The 13,853-nt window shown below is 40.4% G+C and carries 17 protein-coding genes; 13 read left to right on the forward strand and 4 right to left on the reverse strand.

Annotation, left to right across the window (positions count from 1 at the left end):
• Positions 1-44: 44 nt before the first annotated feature.
• The 3 genes from trpB to aroF all read left to right on the forward strand — a co-directional run bounded on the left by trpB (position 45) and on the right by aroF (position 3,343).
• Positions 45-1,223: a tryptophan synthase subunit beta gene (gene trpB / locus ACK4HU_RS19960; RefSeq protein ID WP_409809493.1), complete on the forward strand. Its 1,179-nt coding sequence runs from the start codon at positions 45-47 to the stop codon at positions 1,221-1,223.
• Between the two features lie 241 nt (positions 1,224-1,464).
• Entirely contained in the window at positions 1,465-2,238 is a 774-nt protein-coding gene (trpA, locus tag ACK4HU_RS19965; RefSeq protein ID WP_409809494.1) for a tryptophan synthase subunit alpha, read from the forward strand.
• Positions 2,239-2,323: 85 nt separating this feature from the next.
• Positions 2,324-3,343, forward strand: coding sequence for a 3-deoxy-7-phosphoheptulonate synthase (gene aroF / locus ACK4HU_RS19970; protein ID WP_409809495.1), 1,020 nt, complete (start codon positions 2,324-2,326; stop codon positions 3,341-3,343).
• Positions 3,344-3,470: 127 nt separating this feature from the next.
• On the opposite strand, the gene ACK4HU_RS19975 is transcribed toward aroF, so the two are convergent.
• A complete protein-coding gene (locus ACK4HU_RS19975) occupies positions 3,471-3,758 on the reverse strand; it encodes a type II toxin-antitoxin system RelE/ParE family toxin (protein ID WP_409809496.1) in 288 nt (95 codons plus the stop codon).
• Complete coding sequence (locus ACK4HU_RS19980; RefSeq protein ID WP_409809497.1) at positions 3,751-3,990, reverse strand: type II toxin-antitoxin system ParD family antitoxin; 240 nt, start codon at positions 3,988-3,990, stop codon at positions 3,751-3,753. The genes ACK4HU_RS19975 and ACK4HU_RS19980 overlap by 8 nt, the downstream gene beginning before the upstream one ends.
• A 278-nt stretch (positions 3,991-4,268) precedes the next feature.
• Between ACK4HU_RS19980 and ACK4HU_RS19985 the strand changes: the two genes are divergently transcribed.
• The 9 genes from ACK4HU_RS19985 to ACK4HU_RS20025 all read left to right on the forward strand — a co-directional run bounded on the left by ACK4HU_RS19985 (position 4,269) and on the right by ACK4HU_RS20025 (position 10,487).
• Positions 4,269-4,400 (forward strand): Txe/YoeB family addiction module toxin, encoded by a 132-nt coding sequence (locus ACK4HU_RS19985; protein ID WP_409809509.1) that lies wholly within the window; start codon positions 4,269-4,271, stop codon positions 4,398-4,400.
• A 104-nt stretch (positions 4,401-4,504) separates the two neighbouring features.
• The gene (locus ACK4HU_RS19990; RefSeq protein ID WP_409809498.1) at positions 4,505-5,446 is read left to right on the forward strand and encodes a hypothetical protein; all 942 of its coding nucleotides are present in this window, start codon (positions 4,505-4,507) and stop codon (positions 5,444-5,446) included.
• 316 nt (positions 5,447-5,762) lie between these two features.
• Positions 5,763-5,996, forward strand: a complete 234-nt coding sequence (locus ACK4HU_RS19995) for a hypothetical protein (RefSeq protein ID WP_409809499.1) — start codon at positions 5,763-5,765, stop codon at positions 5,994-5,996.
• A gap of 23 nt (positions 5,997-6,019) precedes the next feature.
• Positions 6,020-6,805, forward strand: coding sequence for a phenylalanine 4-monooxygenase (locus ACK4HU_RS20000; protein WP_409809500.1), 786 nt, complete (start codon positions 6,020-6,022; stop codon positions 6,803-6,805).
• Between the two features lie 97 nt (positions 6,806-6,902).
• The gene (gene hisH / locus ACK4HU_RS20005) at positions 6,903-7,499 is read left to right on the forward strand and encodes an imidazole glycerol phosphate synthase subunit HisH (protein WP_409809501.1); all 597 of its coding nucleotides are present in this window, start codon (positions 6,903-6,905) and stop codon (positions 7,497-7,499) included.
• Between the two features lie 178 nt (positions 7,500-7,677).
• Positions 7,678-8,394 carry a 1-(5-phosphoribosyl)-5-[(5-phosphoribosylamino)methylideneamino]imidazole-4-carboxamide isomerase gene (gene hisA / locus ACK4HU_RS20010; protein WP_409809502.1) on the forward strand — a complete coding sequence of 239 codons (717 nt, stop codon included), beginning with the start codon at positions 7,678-7,680 and terminating at the stop codon, positions 8,392-8,394.
• 178 nt (positions 8,395-8,572) lie between these two features.
• Positions 8,573-9,328, forward strand: coding sequence for an imidazole glycerol phosphate synthase subunit HisF (hisF, locus tag ACK4HU_RS20015; protein ID WP_409809503.1), 756 nt, complete (start codon positions 8,573-8,575; stop codon positions 9,326-9,328).
• 240 nt (positions 9,329-9,568) lie between these two features.
• Positions 9,569-10,171 (forward strand): bifunctional phosphoribosyl-AMP cyclohydrolase/phosphoribosyl-ATP diphosphatase HisIE, encoded by a 603-nt coding sequence (hisIE, locus tag ACK4HU_RS20020; protein WP_409809510.1) that lies wholly within the window; start codon positions 9,569-9,571, stop codon positions 10,169-10,171.
• A gap of 85 nt (positions 10,172-10,256) precedes the next feature.
• Positions 10,257-10,487 (forward strand): DUF433 domain-containing protein, encoded by a 231-nt coding sequence (locus tag ACK4HU_RS20025; protein WP_409809504.1) that lies wholly within the window; start codon positions 10,257-10,259, stop codon positions 10,485-10,487.
• Positions 10,488-10,619: 132 nt separating this feature from the next.
• On the opposite strand, the gene ACK4HU_RS20030 is transcribed toward ACK4HU_RS20025, so the two are convergent.
• On the reverse strand, positions 10,620-11,939 hold the full coding sequence (locus ACK4HU_RS20030) for a S41 family peptidase (RefSeq protein WP_409809505.1): 1,320 nt from the start codon (positions 11,937-11,939) through the stop codon (positions 10,620-10,622).
• A 57-nt stretch (positions 11,940-11,996) separates the two neighbouring features.
• Complete coding sequence (locus tag ACK4HU_RS20035) at positions 11,997-12,389, reverse strand: Dabb family protein (RefSeq protein WP_409809506.1); 393 nt, start codon at positions 12,387-12,389, stop codon at positions 11,997-11,999.
• 184 nt (positions 12,390-12,573) lie between these two features.
• Here ACK4HU_RS20035 and ACK4HU_RS20040 point away from each other — a divergent pair, with 184 nt between their 5' ends.
• On the forward strand, positions 12,574-13,641 hold the full coding sequence (locus ACK4HU_RS20040; RefSeq protein ID WP_409809507.1) for a hypothetical protein: 1,068 nt from the start codon (positions 12,574-12,576) through the stop codon (positions 13,639-13,641).
• The last annotated feature ends 212 nt before the right edge of the window (positions 13,642-13,853 follow it).

The following is a 13,853-nucleotide window of genomic DNA, read 5'->3' on the forward strand; positions in this document are numbered from 1 at the left end:
TCGGAGCTAGACTCTGAAAACTATTAACCATTAACGAATACCCCATGATACGTGTAGATGAAAAGGGCTTTTATGGAAAGTTTGGCGGGGCATATATCCCCGAGATGCTTCATCCAAATATTGAAGAGCTGAGGGAGAATTGGCAATCGATCATTGCAACTGAGGAATACCAAAAAGAATTTCAGATGCTCCTGCGTGACTTCGTAGGGCGCCCAACACCCTTGTATTTCGCTTCAAGACTTTCGGAGAAATTTGGAGCCAAAATCTATCTTAAGCGGGAAGACCTTTGCCATACTGGTGCACATAAAGTAAACAATACGGTTGGACAAATCATCTTGGCAAAAAAGCTTGGCAAAAAGCGAATCATTGCTGAAACTGGGGCAGGTCAACACGGTGTCGCAACTGCCACAGTTTGTGCCTTGATGGGCATGGAATGCACCGTTTACATGGGATCATTAGACATCGAACGCCAAAAGCCAAATGTGGAACGGATGAAAATTCTTGGAGCCAAAGTAGTTCCCGCTACTTCCGGTTCTCAGACGCTCAAAGATGCCACGAATGAAGCCATGCGTCAATGGATCAACAATCCTGTGGATACGCATTACATCATCGGTTCGGTGGTGGGTCCGCATCCTTATCCTGAGATGGTTGCCAGATTCCAGTCGGTGATTTCTGAGGAAATCAAGTGGCAGTTAGTAGAAAAAGAAGGTAGAGAAAATCCTGATTTGGTAATCGCCTGTGTGGGTGGTGGATCCAATGCTGCGGGAGCTTTCTACCATTATTATAATACACCAGAGGTTCGTTTGATTGCTGCCGAAGCGGCAGGATTGGGAGTTTATTCAGGAAAGTCCGCCGCCACTACAGCACTAGGCACGCCGGGGATTTTGCACGGATCTAAGACCATTTTGATGCAAACCGAAGATGGTCAAGTAGTAGAACCGCATTCTATCTCGGCTGGATTGGATTATCCGGGAATCGGCCCTGTGCATGCGCATTTGTTCGATATCGGAAGAGCGGAGTTTGTCGCTGTGGAAGATGAAGATGCGATGAAAGCCGGAATTTTGCTCAGCAGAACAGAGGGAATCATTCCAGCTATCGAAACTGCTCATGCAATTCACGCTTTGAATATGATTGAATACAAGAAGGATGACGTGATCGTAATCAACCTGTCAGGAAGAGGAGACAAGGATTTGGAGACATATATCAAATGGGGTGGATATTGATTTCTGATTTCTGATTTCGGATTTCAGAATTTTGATTTACGATTTACGAAGCCTAAAAGAACCTCAAAAGAATTTGCCAAGGCTTTACTCTTTGGAATGAAGGATTGAGGTACAAATAATCGTCGTAAATCGTATTTCGTAAATCGTACTTCTAAAATTAAATTCTTAAGACTTGGATATTCAAAATGGCTGCAACTTTTCTCACCACCTCGTAAATCGTATTTCTTAACTCGTACTTAAAATGAATCGAATAAACTACCTATTTAACACCAAAAAAGAACGCGTTCTCTCGATCTACTTCACGGCTGGTTTTCCGGAGTTGGAGGATACGCTTCCGATTATGGAGGCTATACAAACTGGAGGAGCGGACATCATCGAGATTGGAGTTCCCTATTCCGATCCGATCGCAGACGGGCCGACGATTCAGGACAGTAATTTGATTGCTTTGGAAAATGGGATGAGTTTGAAGAAGCTCTTCGATCAGTTGAAAGGTTTTCGAGCAAAAATCCATATTCCAGTCGTTTTGATGGGTTATTTGAATCCGATTATGCAATATGGAATGGAGGAGTTTTGTAAGAAATGTAAAGAGGTTGGCATCGACGGATTGATCCTTCCTGACCTTCCTATGCAGCAATATCAGGATGAGTTTAAGGAGCTGTTTGAAGAGTATGGCTTGTTCAATACCTTCCTGATTTCTCCTCAGACTTCTGAAAAGCGAATCCGTGAGATCGATCAAAACTCCAATGGCTTTATTTATATGGTTTCGGCCCACAGTATCACAGGAGCGCGAATCGGAATCAGCGAAGAACAAATCGCTTATTTCGAGCGGGTCAAGGCGATGAACTTGAAGAATCCTAGGTTAATTGGCTTTGGAATATCAGATTCCGAAACATTCACCACCGCTTCGAATTATAGTCATGGAGCAATAATTGGTTCGGCTTTTATTAAGAAAGTCAAAGAAGCAAAGAACCTGAGTGCTGATATTCAGGAATATATTCAGTCTGTGATTCGTTAAGAACTTTTCCAAAGTTTCATACTTTGGAAAAGATTTGACTCTACTCACCATGGCGTAAATCAAAAATCGTAAATCGTAAATAAAAATGATTATCCAACTTCAACCCGATATTTCCGATGTCCAAAAGGACAAATTGATCGATCAGGTCAAAGGAATCGGCTATAAAACTACCGAGGTCAAAACCCAATTGGGAGACTACCTAATTGGCATTGGTAAAAATGAATTTGACATTCGAAAAATCGGTCAAATGGATGGAATCAAAGACATCCATATTGTTTCCGACGAATATAAACTGGTGTCCAAGAAATGGAAAGCCAAGCCAACTTCAGTCGATCTGGGTGACGGAGTATTCATCAAAGACGGTGAAATGGCAGTGATCACCGGACCTTGCTCGATTGAATCAGAGGAGCAAATCCGAAAAGTGGTGAACCACTGCGTGGAGAACGGTATCAAAATGATGCGTGGAGGAGTATTTAAACCAAGAAGTAGTCCCTATGCGTTTCGTGGTTTGGGTTTGGAAGGCTTGAAATTGTGGCACGATATCGCAAGCAAAGCAGGAATCAAAATCGTGACTGAAGTGATGCAAACCTCACAAATCGAGGAAATGTATCCGTATGTGGATGTTTATCAAGTTGGCGCACGAAATTCCCAGAACTTCAATCTCTTAGACGAACTAGGAAAAGTCGATAAAGCCGTGATGATTAAGCGGGGGATTTCCGGTACAATTGAGGAATTGCTTCAGTCAGCGGAATATGTTTTTTCCGGAGGAAATGAAAAACTGATCCTTTGCGAACGAGGCATCCGAACTTATGAAAGTGCTTCCAGAAACACCCTGGATCTGAATGCTATTCCAATTCTGAAAGCCAAATCTCATCTTCCTGTGATCGTCGATCCTTCACACGGTATTGGAATCAGATCGTATGTGCCTCAGATGGCCTTAGCAGGAGTGATGTCCGGTGCGGACGGAATTATCTATGAATCTCATGAGATTCCGGAGAAAGCCTATTCTGATGGACAGCAGACTTTGGACTTTGCGCAAAGCGCGAGACTTACAGCTTGGATTCGGGAAAGCTTTGCGATGCGGAAATCCTTTGAGTTGCTTTAATAACATAGATGTATCGGTTGCTGCATCAGTGGCAACCGATTTTTTTGTTATGCTGCTTTTCTGATAGCTGCTTTTTATCAGATTGAAAAATAGGTTTGGCTTTAGGAGAAGCAAAATAATCTGAAGATCATAAGATTTTAGACAAATCCTGTCTCCCGACAATCGCCATTATTTCCACTCTTTCTTGATTAATTCTAAAATAAATGCTGTCGGATCCACAGATACAACGCCTATATCCATCCTTGATATGATTCACAGATTCGAATGAAAATGGTCTTTCTGCAATCATCTCAAAGTAATTGAAAAAATTATCGAAATAGTTGTCAGCTTGGGTCATTCCAAATCTTTTTACCCCATAATGGTAGATTCGGATCAAGTCCTCTTTAGCTTCTTCGCTTAATCTATAGTTAGCCATTTACCAAGGACTTAGCTTCAGCCAAAATCTGTTCTTTGGTATGGGAGGTAAACCCGCTTTTCTCAGCCTTTTCGAGTTTGGTCCTAATCCAATCAATTTCAGCCTCTTGTTTTCTGGCTTGCCTGATCAGATCATTTACCAATTCACTTTTGCTGGAATATTCCAAGTTGTCCACTTGGGCTTTTAGCCATTCGTCATTGGGCTGGGTGAGAGAGATGCTTTGTCTTGCCATAATTGACTGGTTTGATGCAATAATACACCAAAAACGAATCAAAATCAAGCCTTATATCCGTGATGTCAGGTGCGGAAGGAATCATCTATGAATCTCATGAGATTCGGGAAAAAGCTTATTCAAATTGACAGAAGACTTTGGACTTTGCTCAAAGTGCGAGACTAGCCGTTTGGATCAAAGAGATTTTCGCAAAAAGAAAAACTTTCGAGTTGTTCAAAAAAATCGAAACAAATTTGGGTTAATGTCCTGCTTATGGAAAAGCAGGACAATAAGGGGGAATCGGAAATCCCGAGACCTTAAAACATGATTTGCAAGGCTTTTGGTCAAGAAGGATGGACGGGGAACATCGGCTGGTTTATTACTTTCAGAATTCCGAACAGTTGATTATTGCTTGTAGATACCATTATTAGGTGTTTTCAATACAGATTTTTACTCTTTGAGATTTTAGGTTTTAAAAAACGATTGGTAATAAATAGCTTTATTCGTTATACTAACTATTAGTTTTATAATTTTTATGGTAGAAAGTTTAATTGGTCAATTCGCTGGAGCACAGTTTGGAGAATTAATCCAAGAGCATTATAAGAGTCAAGACAAAAACGAGATTTTAGCGGCATTTAGTCAAATCAATAGTGAACTTGTAAATAGGTTTCAAACAATTGACTTTTTACCTCTCTTAAATATTTGGCATGATGCTTCGAAAAATAAGGTTTTATTTAGAGGAGATTGTGGCAAGATTTTTAAACAAATAAACGATTCTTTTCAAGAGTATGTGGGACAAGAGTATTCAATTTCGGAAGATGATCTAGTTAATTTTTTCAATTTGGTAGTACTTAATCTTGCTTTCAATGTTCATTTAGACGCACAGTTTAAAAATCATTTTCTTGATTCACTTACGAAAAAAAGTTTTTTCCAAAAGCTTTTCTTGAAAAAAGAAGAAAAATTCTTTTATGACTTATGGGAGAAAGACACTCAAATTTCAAACGATTTTGATCCATTCGAATATTGTAAAATTTTCCCAAAACAATATTTTGTTTGGCTGTACCAAGATTTTGGGTTAAATCTTTCTGAAATAAAAACTTACTGCTATAAAAAACACCACATAATTGGTCTTGCGATGCATTTTAGCGGCAAAAACTTATACTCAACAAAGAAGTTTATTGGCAATTTCATTAAGATTGTCTACAGACCTAATCCTCAATTAGGATTGACCTCTGAGGTCCCTTATATGTTAGATTGCCATAGTTTATCAGTGGCGAATAAGTTAATGAAGGATTTTATCTCACAAAGACATGGAAATGAAGGGGTTGATTGGGAAATTGTTGGTTCAGCGTATTTGGCTAATGATGAAATTCCCTATGGCACAATTAGAACTGTTTTTGGAAACCATAAAGACGGACAATTCAAATATTATTTTGATTTCTCAAAACCAAATTCGAATCCACTGAATAGAATTTGATATTTTCTAAATAGGAAATCTTTCGACCTCCTGTAAAATTTGTTTGTGCTAAGCCAAAACCCTGTGTAAATTCACACCATGAATCCAACACCAAGAACCTACGTGCATCATTCTTATCGTCTCCTTCATTGAGGGAATAGGAATGCTTTGGTTTTTGCTGAAGAAATCGAGCTTGAAGAAAGAGATTCCCTTTGGAATTATCATCTCTCAAGCGAGATTCCATCTGGCCATAAAAGGTCGATTGTAATCAGATGAAATTAAAAGGCCTATTCCATTGCTGGTGTAGGCCTTTTTTAGTTTAATAAATGAAGTGGTTATGCTGCTTCTCCAGAAGCAGCATTTTGAAGCTCGATTAAAATGTCCAGCTTCTGGAGAAGCTGGACAACGATTATGGTTATGCTGTGTCTCCAGAAGCAGCATTTACCTGCCAAATAGATTACAGTTCGGCTTCTGGAGAAGCAGAACTACAGAAAATAGTCCAGCTTCTGGAGAAGCAGGACAACTAAACCGTGTAAAAAGTCCTGCTTCAGGAGAAGCAAGTCAACAGTAGTGAGTATTAAACCCAAATAGAATATGAGTGATAAAGCTAAAGACTGGGTCTTTGACGACCCGAGATTAAAAAAGTTGAAGCAGGATTATGCTGCTTACACGGAGGAGGATTTTACGGTTTGGAGAATACTATTCGAGCGGCAGATGCCGAATCTCCCTAAAGCTGCCTCGCAGGCCTATTTGGAGGGAGTGGATGCTGTGAAGTTTACCGCTGACCGGATAGCCAATTTTGAGGAACTAAACGAGGTGCTTGCAAAAACAACAGGTTGGCAGGTAGAGGTTGTACCGGGATTGATTGATGACGATTTGTTTTTCGGATTGATGAATAATAAGCGTTTCCCATCTTCTACCTGGCTGCGCAAAATGGAACAACTCGATTACCTCGAGGAGCCGGATATGTTCCACGATGCCTTTGCTCACATGCCGCTTTTAGTAAATCAGCATTACGTTGATTTCCTCGAAAACCTTTCTGGAATCGCATTGAAGCATATTGAGAATCCTTGGGCGATTCAGTTGCTAAGCCGCATTTACTGGTTTACTATTGAGTTTGGTTTAATTCGGGAAAACGGTGAGTTGAGAGTGTATGGAGCGGGAATCTTGAGTTCGGCTGGAGAAACGAAGTTTTCACTTTCTGACGAACCCACCCATTTCCCATACAACGTCCGTCACATCATGAGCACAGAATACTGGAAAGATCGTTTTCAGGATAAATATTGGGTAATCGAAAGCTACGAGCAGCTTTTTGAGTCTTTGCCTGAGATTGAGAAAGTGTTGGAGGAGATGGTGGCTGAAAAAGAAGCAAGAGATTAGACACAAGATACAAGAGAAGAAACTAGGGTCGGGTGTCAGATGACCGATGTCGGATGAAGGCATCGGTCATCGGTCATCCAACATCTGACATAAATTAATGAAAATCACAATAATCAAATACAACTCCGGAAACGTCCAATCGGTCCTTTATGCTTTGGAGCGTCTCGGAGTGGAAGCTGAACTCACGGATGATGTGGAGAAAATCCGCGCTGCTGACAAGGTGATTTTTCCCGGTCAGGGCGAGGCAAGTACGGCCATGGCTTATCTCAAAGCAAGAAAGCTGGATCAATTGATCAAGGAATTAAAGCAGCCGTTTTTGGGTGTTTGTCTGGGTTTGCAGCTGCTTTGCGAGCACTCAGAGGAAAACGATACGGAGTGTCTGGGGATCTTTCCAGTGAAAGTGAAGCGCTTTATTCCTGGAAATTCTCAGGAATTCAAAGTACCACATGTGGGTTGGAATGAACTCGAAAACTTGGCTCAAAACCCGTTATTGACTGATTTAAGCGCTAATCCTTTTGTGTATTATGTCCATAGCTTTTATGCAGAGTTAAGCGATTATACGATTGCAACTACGCATTATATTCATGATTTCACTGCGATCTTGCATCGGGATAATTACTGGGCCATTCAGGCACATCCGGAGAAAAGTAGTGAGGTAGGAGAGAGGTTATTAGCGAACTTCCTAAGTATTTGACTCTGATATTTACGATTTACGAAGTACGATTTACGAGGTGAATTGGAACCTCAGGCCTATTTCTAAAAGTTAAATTATTAATATTCAGGATTGAGGTTCTTGAAAAGGGCGTAAATCGTAAATCGCAAATCGTAATTCCATACCTAATCTTCCAATTTTCCAATCTTTCAATATTACAATGTACATAATTCCCGCGATAGACCTCATCGGAGGCAAATGCGTCCGACTCTGTCAGGGCGACTACAGCAGCAAAAAAGAATACCACGACGATCCACTCGAAATGGCCAAGCGATTTGAAGGAGTCGGAATTCAGCGCCTTCACTTGGTGGACTTGGATGGTGCGAAAGCCAAAAAGATCATAAATGGAGATGTTTTGGAGCGAATTTGCTCGGGAACGAGTCTGCAAGTTGATTTTGGTGGCGGAATTCAGGCGGATGAAGAAATAGAAAAGGCCTTTGCTCTTGGTGCGAAGCAGGTAACTGGAGGAAGTATTGCGGTGAAAAATCCCACTTTGTTTGAAGAATGGATTACCAAATATGGAGCTGAAAAAATCATTCTTGGTGCTGATGCCAAAAATAAAAAAATAGCTGTTGGAGGTTGGGAAGAAACCACTTCCGAAGATTTGATTCCATTTATCAAAAGCTATTTTGAGAAAGGAATTCGCTACGTGATTTGTACTGATGTCGCCAAGGACGGTTTGTTACAAGGTCCTTCTGTCGAACTCTATCAGGAGATTTTGCAGGAAATTCCTGAATTGAAGCTGATCGCCAGTGGAGGAGTTTCATCAGTTAAGGATTTGGAAGACTTAGAGAAAATTGGTGTTTATGGTACGATTGTCGGCAAGGCGTATTATGAGGGAAGAGTGACGCTGGAAGAACTTGCAAGGTATGTTTAAGTAAGATATTCTGAAGTACGATTTACGAATGACGATTTACGATGTGGTTTAGAACCTCAATCATAACTTTCTCAAGTTTAACCTTTGGATTTTGAATTGTGGTTCAATTGAGGTCGTAAATCAAAAATCGTAAATACTGAATTTGGGATGATGAATAAAGAAGTTTTGAGAAACAATTATGCTGACTAAGAGAATAATCCCCTGCCTTGATATCAAAGACGGACGCACGGTCAAGGGAGTCAACTTTGTCCAACTTCGGGATGCAGGTGATCCGGTAGAATTGGCGAAAATCTACTCTGACGAGGGAGCTGACGAACTGGTATTTCTGGATATCACTGCGACTGTGGACAAGCGAAAAACTCTTGCTGAATTGGTCACAAAAGTTGCCAAGGCGATCAATATACCTTTTACCGTGGGAGGAGGTATTTCTACCGTAGAGGACGTGAAAGTCCTTCTCAATGCTGGTGCTGACAAGATTTCTATTAATTCATCAGCTGTTCACAATCCTAAAATAGTGGATGAAATGGCTCGAGAGTTTGGTTCTCAATGCATCGTGGTAGCCATCGATACACGAAATGTGGACGGATTGGATTTTGTCCATACCCATGGTGGTCGGAAAGCAACATTGCTTCGAACTCAAGCTTGGGCCAAGGAAGTAGCTGATCGAGGTGCAGGTGAGATTTTGCTCACTTCAATGGATCATGATGGAACGAAGGCAGGATTTGCCAATGAGATTTTGGCTGAGATTTCATCAGCTTTATCAATTCCTGTCATCGCATCAGGGGGGGCAGGTACGATGTCGCATTTCAAAGATGTGTTTAACTTTGGTAAGGCCGATGCAGCATTAGCCGCCAGTATTTTCCACTTCAAAGAGATTCCGATTCCGGAGTTGAAAGAATATTTGATTAAGGAAGATATTAGTATTAGAAAGTAATTAGGAAATACAATTGAAATACGCTCCGGGAAATACTGTTGAAATACACTTCGTGAAATAAAATTGATATACGCTTCCCGAAATAAGATTGAAATACACTTTGTGAAATACTGTTGAAATAGAGCCCGATAAATCGGGCTGAAATTAATGGATAATTGGTTATTGGAGAATATTTCACACTGACTTGTCAGGGTCTATTTCAAATGTATTTCCACAGTATTTCACCTAAAGAAAATAAGAATAAACATGAATATCGACTTCAACAAAATGAACGGCCTCGTACCAGCTATCGTCCAAGATGCCTTAAGTGGAAAGATCTTGATGCAAGGCTATATGAACGAAGAGGCGTTGGTGAAAACTAAGGAAACTGGAATGGTAACTTTTTTCAGTCGAAGCAAGAACAGACTGTGGACTAAGGGTGAAACTTCAGGGAATTTCATGGAGTTGGTTTCGATGTCCGTGGACTGTGATGGAGATTCGATTTTGGTCAAAGCAAATCCTCGAGGCCCCGTTTGTCATACAGGTGCAGATACTTGTTTTGCAGAGGAGAATTCTTCTAAAACAGCTTTCATCGATCATCTACGGGCTATCATCAAAGACCGTAAAAAAAATCCCACGGATAAGTCCTACACTGCTTCCCTTTTTGCCAAAGGAATCAATAAAATCGCTCAGAAAGTAGGAGAGGAGGCAGTCGAAATAGTCATCGAAGCAAAGGATGACAACAAAGATCTTTTCCTTGGTGAGGCAGCAGATTTACTTTTTCACTACTTGATCCTGCTGGAAGCTAAAGGTTACGAATTGGATGAGGTGATGGAAGTGTTGATTGAGCGGCATAGAAAATGAACTATTTCATAATACTTACCGAGAAATCAATTTGACGATATACTTGTTTTTTGAGGCGATCGGTTAACTTTAAAATAAAAAAACTATGGATCTAATCTCAAGAATTACTATTGAAGCTGAAATTTGCCATGGTAAACCTTGCGTCCGAGGAATGAGATGGCCGGTCGAAGTTATTCTGGATATGCTAGGATCCGGTATGACAACAGAAGAAATATTGGAAGATCATCCTGAATTAGAGCGAGAGGATATTTTGGCCTCACTTCAATTCGCTAAGCTTTCACTTTCTGGTACCCCTTTGAGTGAGTTAGCTTCATGAAATTTTTGTGTGACGTACATATCTCCTATCAAAGCCCTTGATTCAAAACCAACTTTTTTATTGGAAATGGGATTGGACTCTCAATTTTATATAGAATAACAAAGCCCGATCAAATGACCGGGCTTTGTTGTTTTAGTAGGCTGGAAATTCCTGCTGCAATCCCTTAAAGGCATCGATTAGTTCCCATTTCGGTTTGAAGTAGGTGTCAACCATTCTACCTGAGACATTTCCATTTTGCGCAAACTGCAATGCTGCCGCCAAACGAAGGTCTTTAGGATCCCCCCAACCAAACTGAGGAGAATCGCCGACCTTAAATCTTGCAGGAAATCCGTCAAAAAATTCAGCTTTCCCGGCAGAATTTGCAGTCGCAAATGTGATGGGTACTACTTCCACATCGTTGTCCTTGAGCACTCTGTTAAACTGAGAAAGGGGAAATGATCCCACCGGTTTGCCAAATGTGTTATCACCAATCAAAACCACATCCATGTAGGGGTCAAGGTTATTGATCACAAGTTCTGAAGCCGATGCAGAACTCCTTGAAGTGATGAAAATCACACGTGTTAGCGCAAGACTTCCGATTTTGGAGAAGTTTCTAGAAGAATTTTGACTGGTTTTGGATGGATTCAGCTTGTTGGTGTACATTAACTTTCCAGAGTTTGAGGTCTGGATGAGGTAATTGGATATTTGCTCTGCTACAGCTACCGAACCTCCACCATTGTATCGTAAATCAATTATCAAATCTTGAATCCCCTGACCTTGAAAGAACTCCATGGACGAGGTAACTTCGGCACTTCTAGTGGGGGAAAGTCCGGCTGTAGCTTTGAAACTTTGGTATGCCCAATACCCAACTTTTTTACCTCCTACTTCAAACACCTTCTGTTCCAAAACTGAGTTTGATTGGTATTCTGCTTTAATATTAGTGCGTGTAGTGGTAGTTCCGTCAGGAAGTTTGAAGGTAAATGAATTAGAAATCCCAGGGTCTGATGCACCAAGCTTGAAATCATAACCTCCAGAAGAAGTTTTGTAATCAGCGATTGGTTTTCCGTTGATTTGAGTGATTTCCCAACCACGCTTCCAACCATCTTTTCCCGCTGGTGCTTCATCAAAAACAAAGGAGATGAAGAGTTTTTCATCAGCTGTGAAAGCAAAGCCAAATCCGTGTCCTGCATTTCTCCCCACGAAAGCATTATTGAAAGCTTGCTGTGTGGTCAAATATGAAAATCGATCTCGTGGCTTGAAGATAATTCCATCCAACAAAGCTTCGTTTGTATCAAATTTGGAGAAATCTACTGTAGCTGGTAATTCCTGATTCCAGAAGTACCACTCTGTCATGCTGTCAAAAATCGCTTTTTTGACTTCCTGTCCGGGAACTACAGGTGCCGGGTCGTCCTTAGGATTACAACCCCACATTACCAAAATCACCAATCCAATAATCCAATTTAACTTTTTCATAATCACCTGAAATTTAACTTTAATCACTTACGAAATAAACTGCTACTGGGGTTTAAATTAAATCGCTATGTCGTAAACCTTTACGGTTTTCCACATATGAGAATACTTTGATATAAACTCTAAATGAAGGGGATCAGTTTGATATGCAGCTTGTGCTTCGAGGGAATCAAAAAACAAGGTACAGGACACGTGAAAGCTGTGATCTACCACCTCGCGCTTTTCAGTAGGTGCTGGGACTCCCAAAATAAAATTCGCCACATCTTTGCAGCGTCCTAGCATCGGGGCGGCATCTTTCTTGAATTCATTGAGATCGGAATCTTTGTGCAACCAGAAGTAAACTTGGTGAATCATTTTTTGTGCTGGCATAATGGAAGCGATTGTATGTATAGGTAAAATGGCCGAAGCACTCGCCAGGCCTAAGGTTTGAATAACTTTTCTTCGAGTAGTCATGACAAATTTAACTTTTACTTGGTTTAGATAGGTTTGAATTGGCTAATCTAACTGACTTTTAAAGATAAAAATTTAAATTACTTTAAATTGTTATCAGGGACATGTGTCAGTTCTTAATCTGTTTATTTCTATCAAACCATTTTAAAAACGCTCTTTACTCCGACAAAACAAAGTTTCTATATAAATGATCCCAGGAAAAACTTGGAAGAAAGTGATTTTTTCAATTGCCGTCATCTTCACGGTAGGCAATTATTGCTTTGCCCAAAAAGAAGGACTTTTTGATAGTGAAGAAATTCTGGAAATTACTTTGAAAGGAGACGTCCGGGCACTTTTTGCTAATACTAAAGGTGAGGCCGAATATTTTGGTTTTACACTTGGATACTCGGATAATTATAGGAATCCGAATTCTATTCCATTGCGGGTGAAAACTCGTGGGCATTTCAGGAGGGAAATGAATATCTGTGATTACCCACCCTTGCTTTTGAATTTTGCAAAAGAAAACGTGGCCAATACCATTTTTTCAAGCCAGGACAAAGTCAAGCTTGTAATGCCATGTAGGGGTGAAAAATATGTGATGCGTGAGTATCTCACCTATAAAATTTACAATCAATTGACGCCAAATAGTTTCAAAGTTCGATTGGTTAGGCTAACAGTTTTGAATGAAACTGATTCTGGTAAAAGTTATGAGCCGTTTTTGGGATTCCTCATTGAAGAGGAAGAACAAATGGCTCAACGAGTTAAAATGGCCTCTCTGGATAAGGATTTGGTCAAACCCGAATCAGTTGTCAAGGATGATTTTTTACGGATGGCAGTATTCCAGTATTTGATTGGTAACACTGATTGGTCTGTCCAATATCGGCAAAACATTAAGCTTATCAGTTCGTCGGAAGGCACTGACCTAATAGCTGTTCCTTATGATTTTGATCATGCTGGAATAGTCAGAGCACCTTATGCCAAGCCGGCACCGGAATTGAAATTGGCGACTATAACAGACCGAAGGTATCGGGGTTATTGTATTGATGACATGCGAATTTTTGAAAAGACTTTTGAAGAATTTAAGGCTAAAAAAGAAGCTATTTATGCACTGTATTCCGAAAGTGAACTGCTCGACGATAAGTACATCAAATCAACTATCAAATTTTTAGATGGCTTTTATACCACCTTATCCAATCCCAAAAGAGCAAAATTTGATTTTCAATATCCTTGCTTAGCTGATGGTACAGGGAATGTGGTCATCAAAGGATTGAAATGAAGACAATTTTCAAGTGTGATTTACTTGCGTATGTCGAGCAGGATAGGGATTTTAAATATTATGTATATCCGCAATTCTGCCAGTAGCCAAATTTTATTAAGTTTCACCTCGACTTCCCACCACGGCGGGCAAGCTGCTCGGTGTCCGTTAGTTTTGCTTTTAGGGGAGGGGAGGTATATGCGGCTGTGCCGCATATACCTCCCCTCCCTTTA

The organism is Algoriphagus sp., from assembly GCF_046296635.1.
Lineage (GTDB): Bacteria > Bacteroidota > Bacteroidia > Cytophagales > Cyclobacteriaceae > Algoriphagus.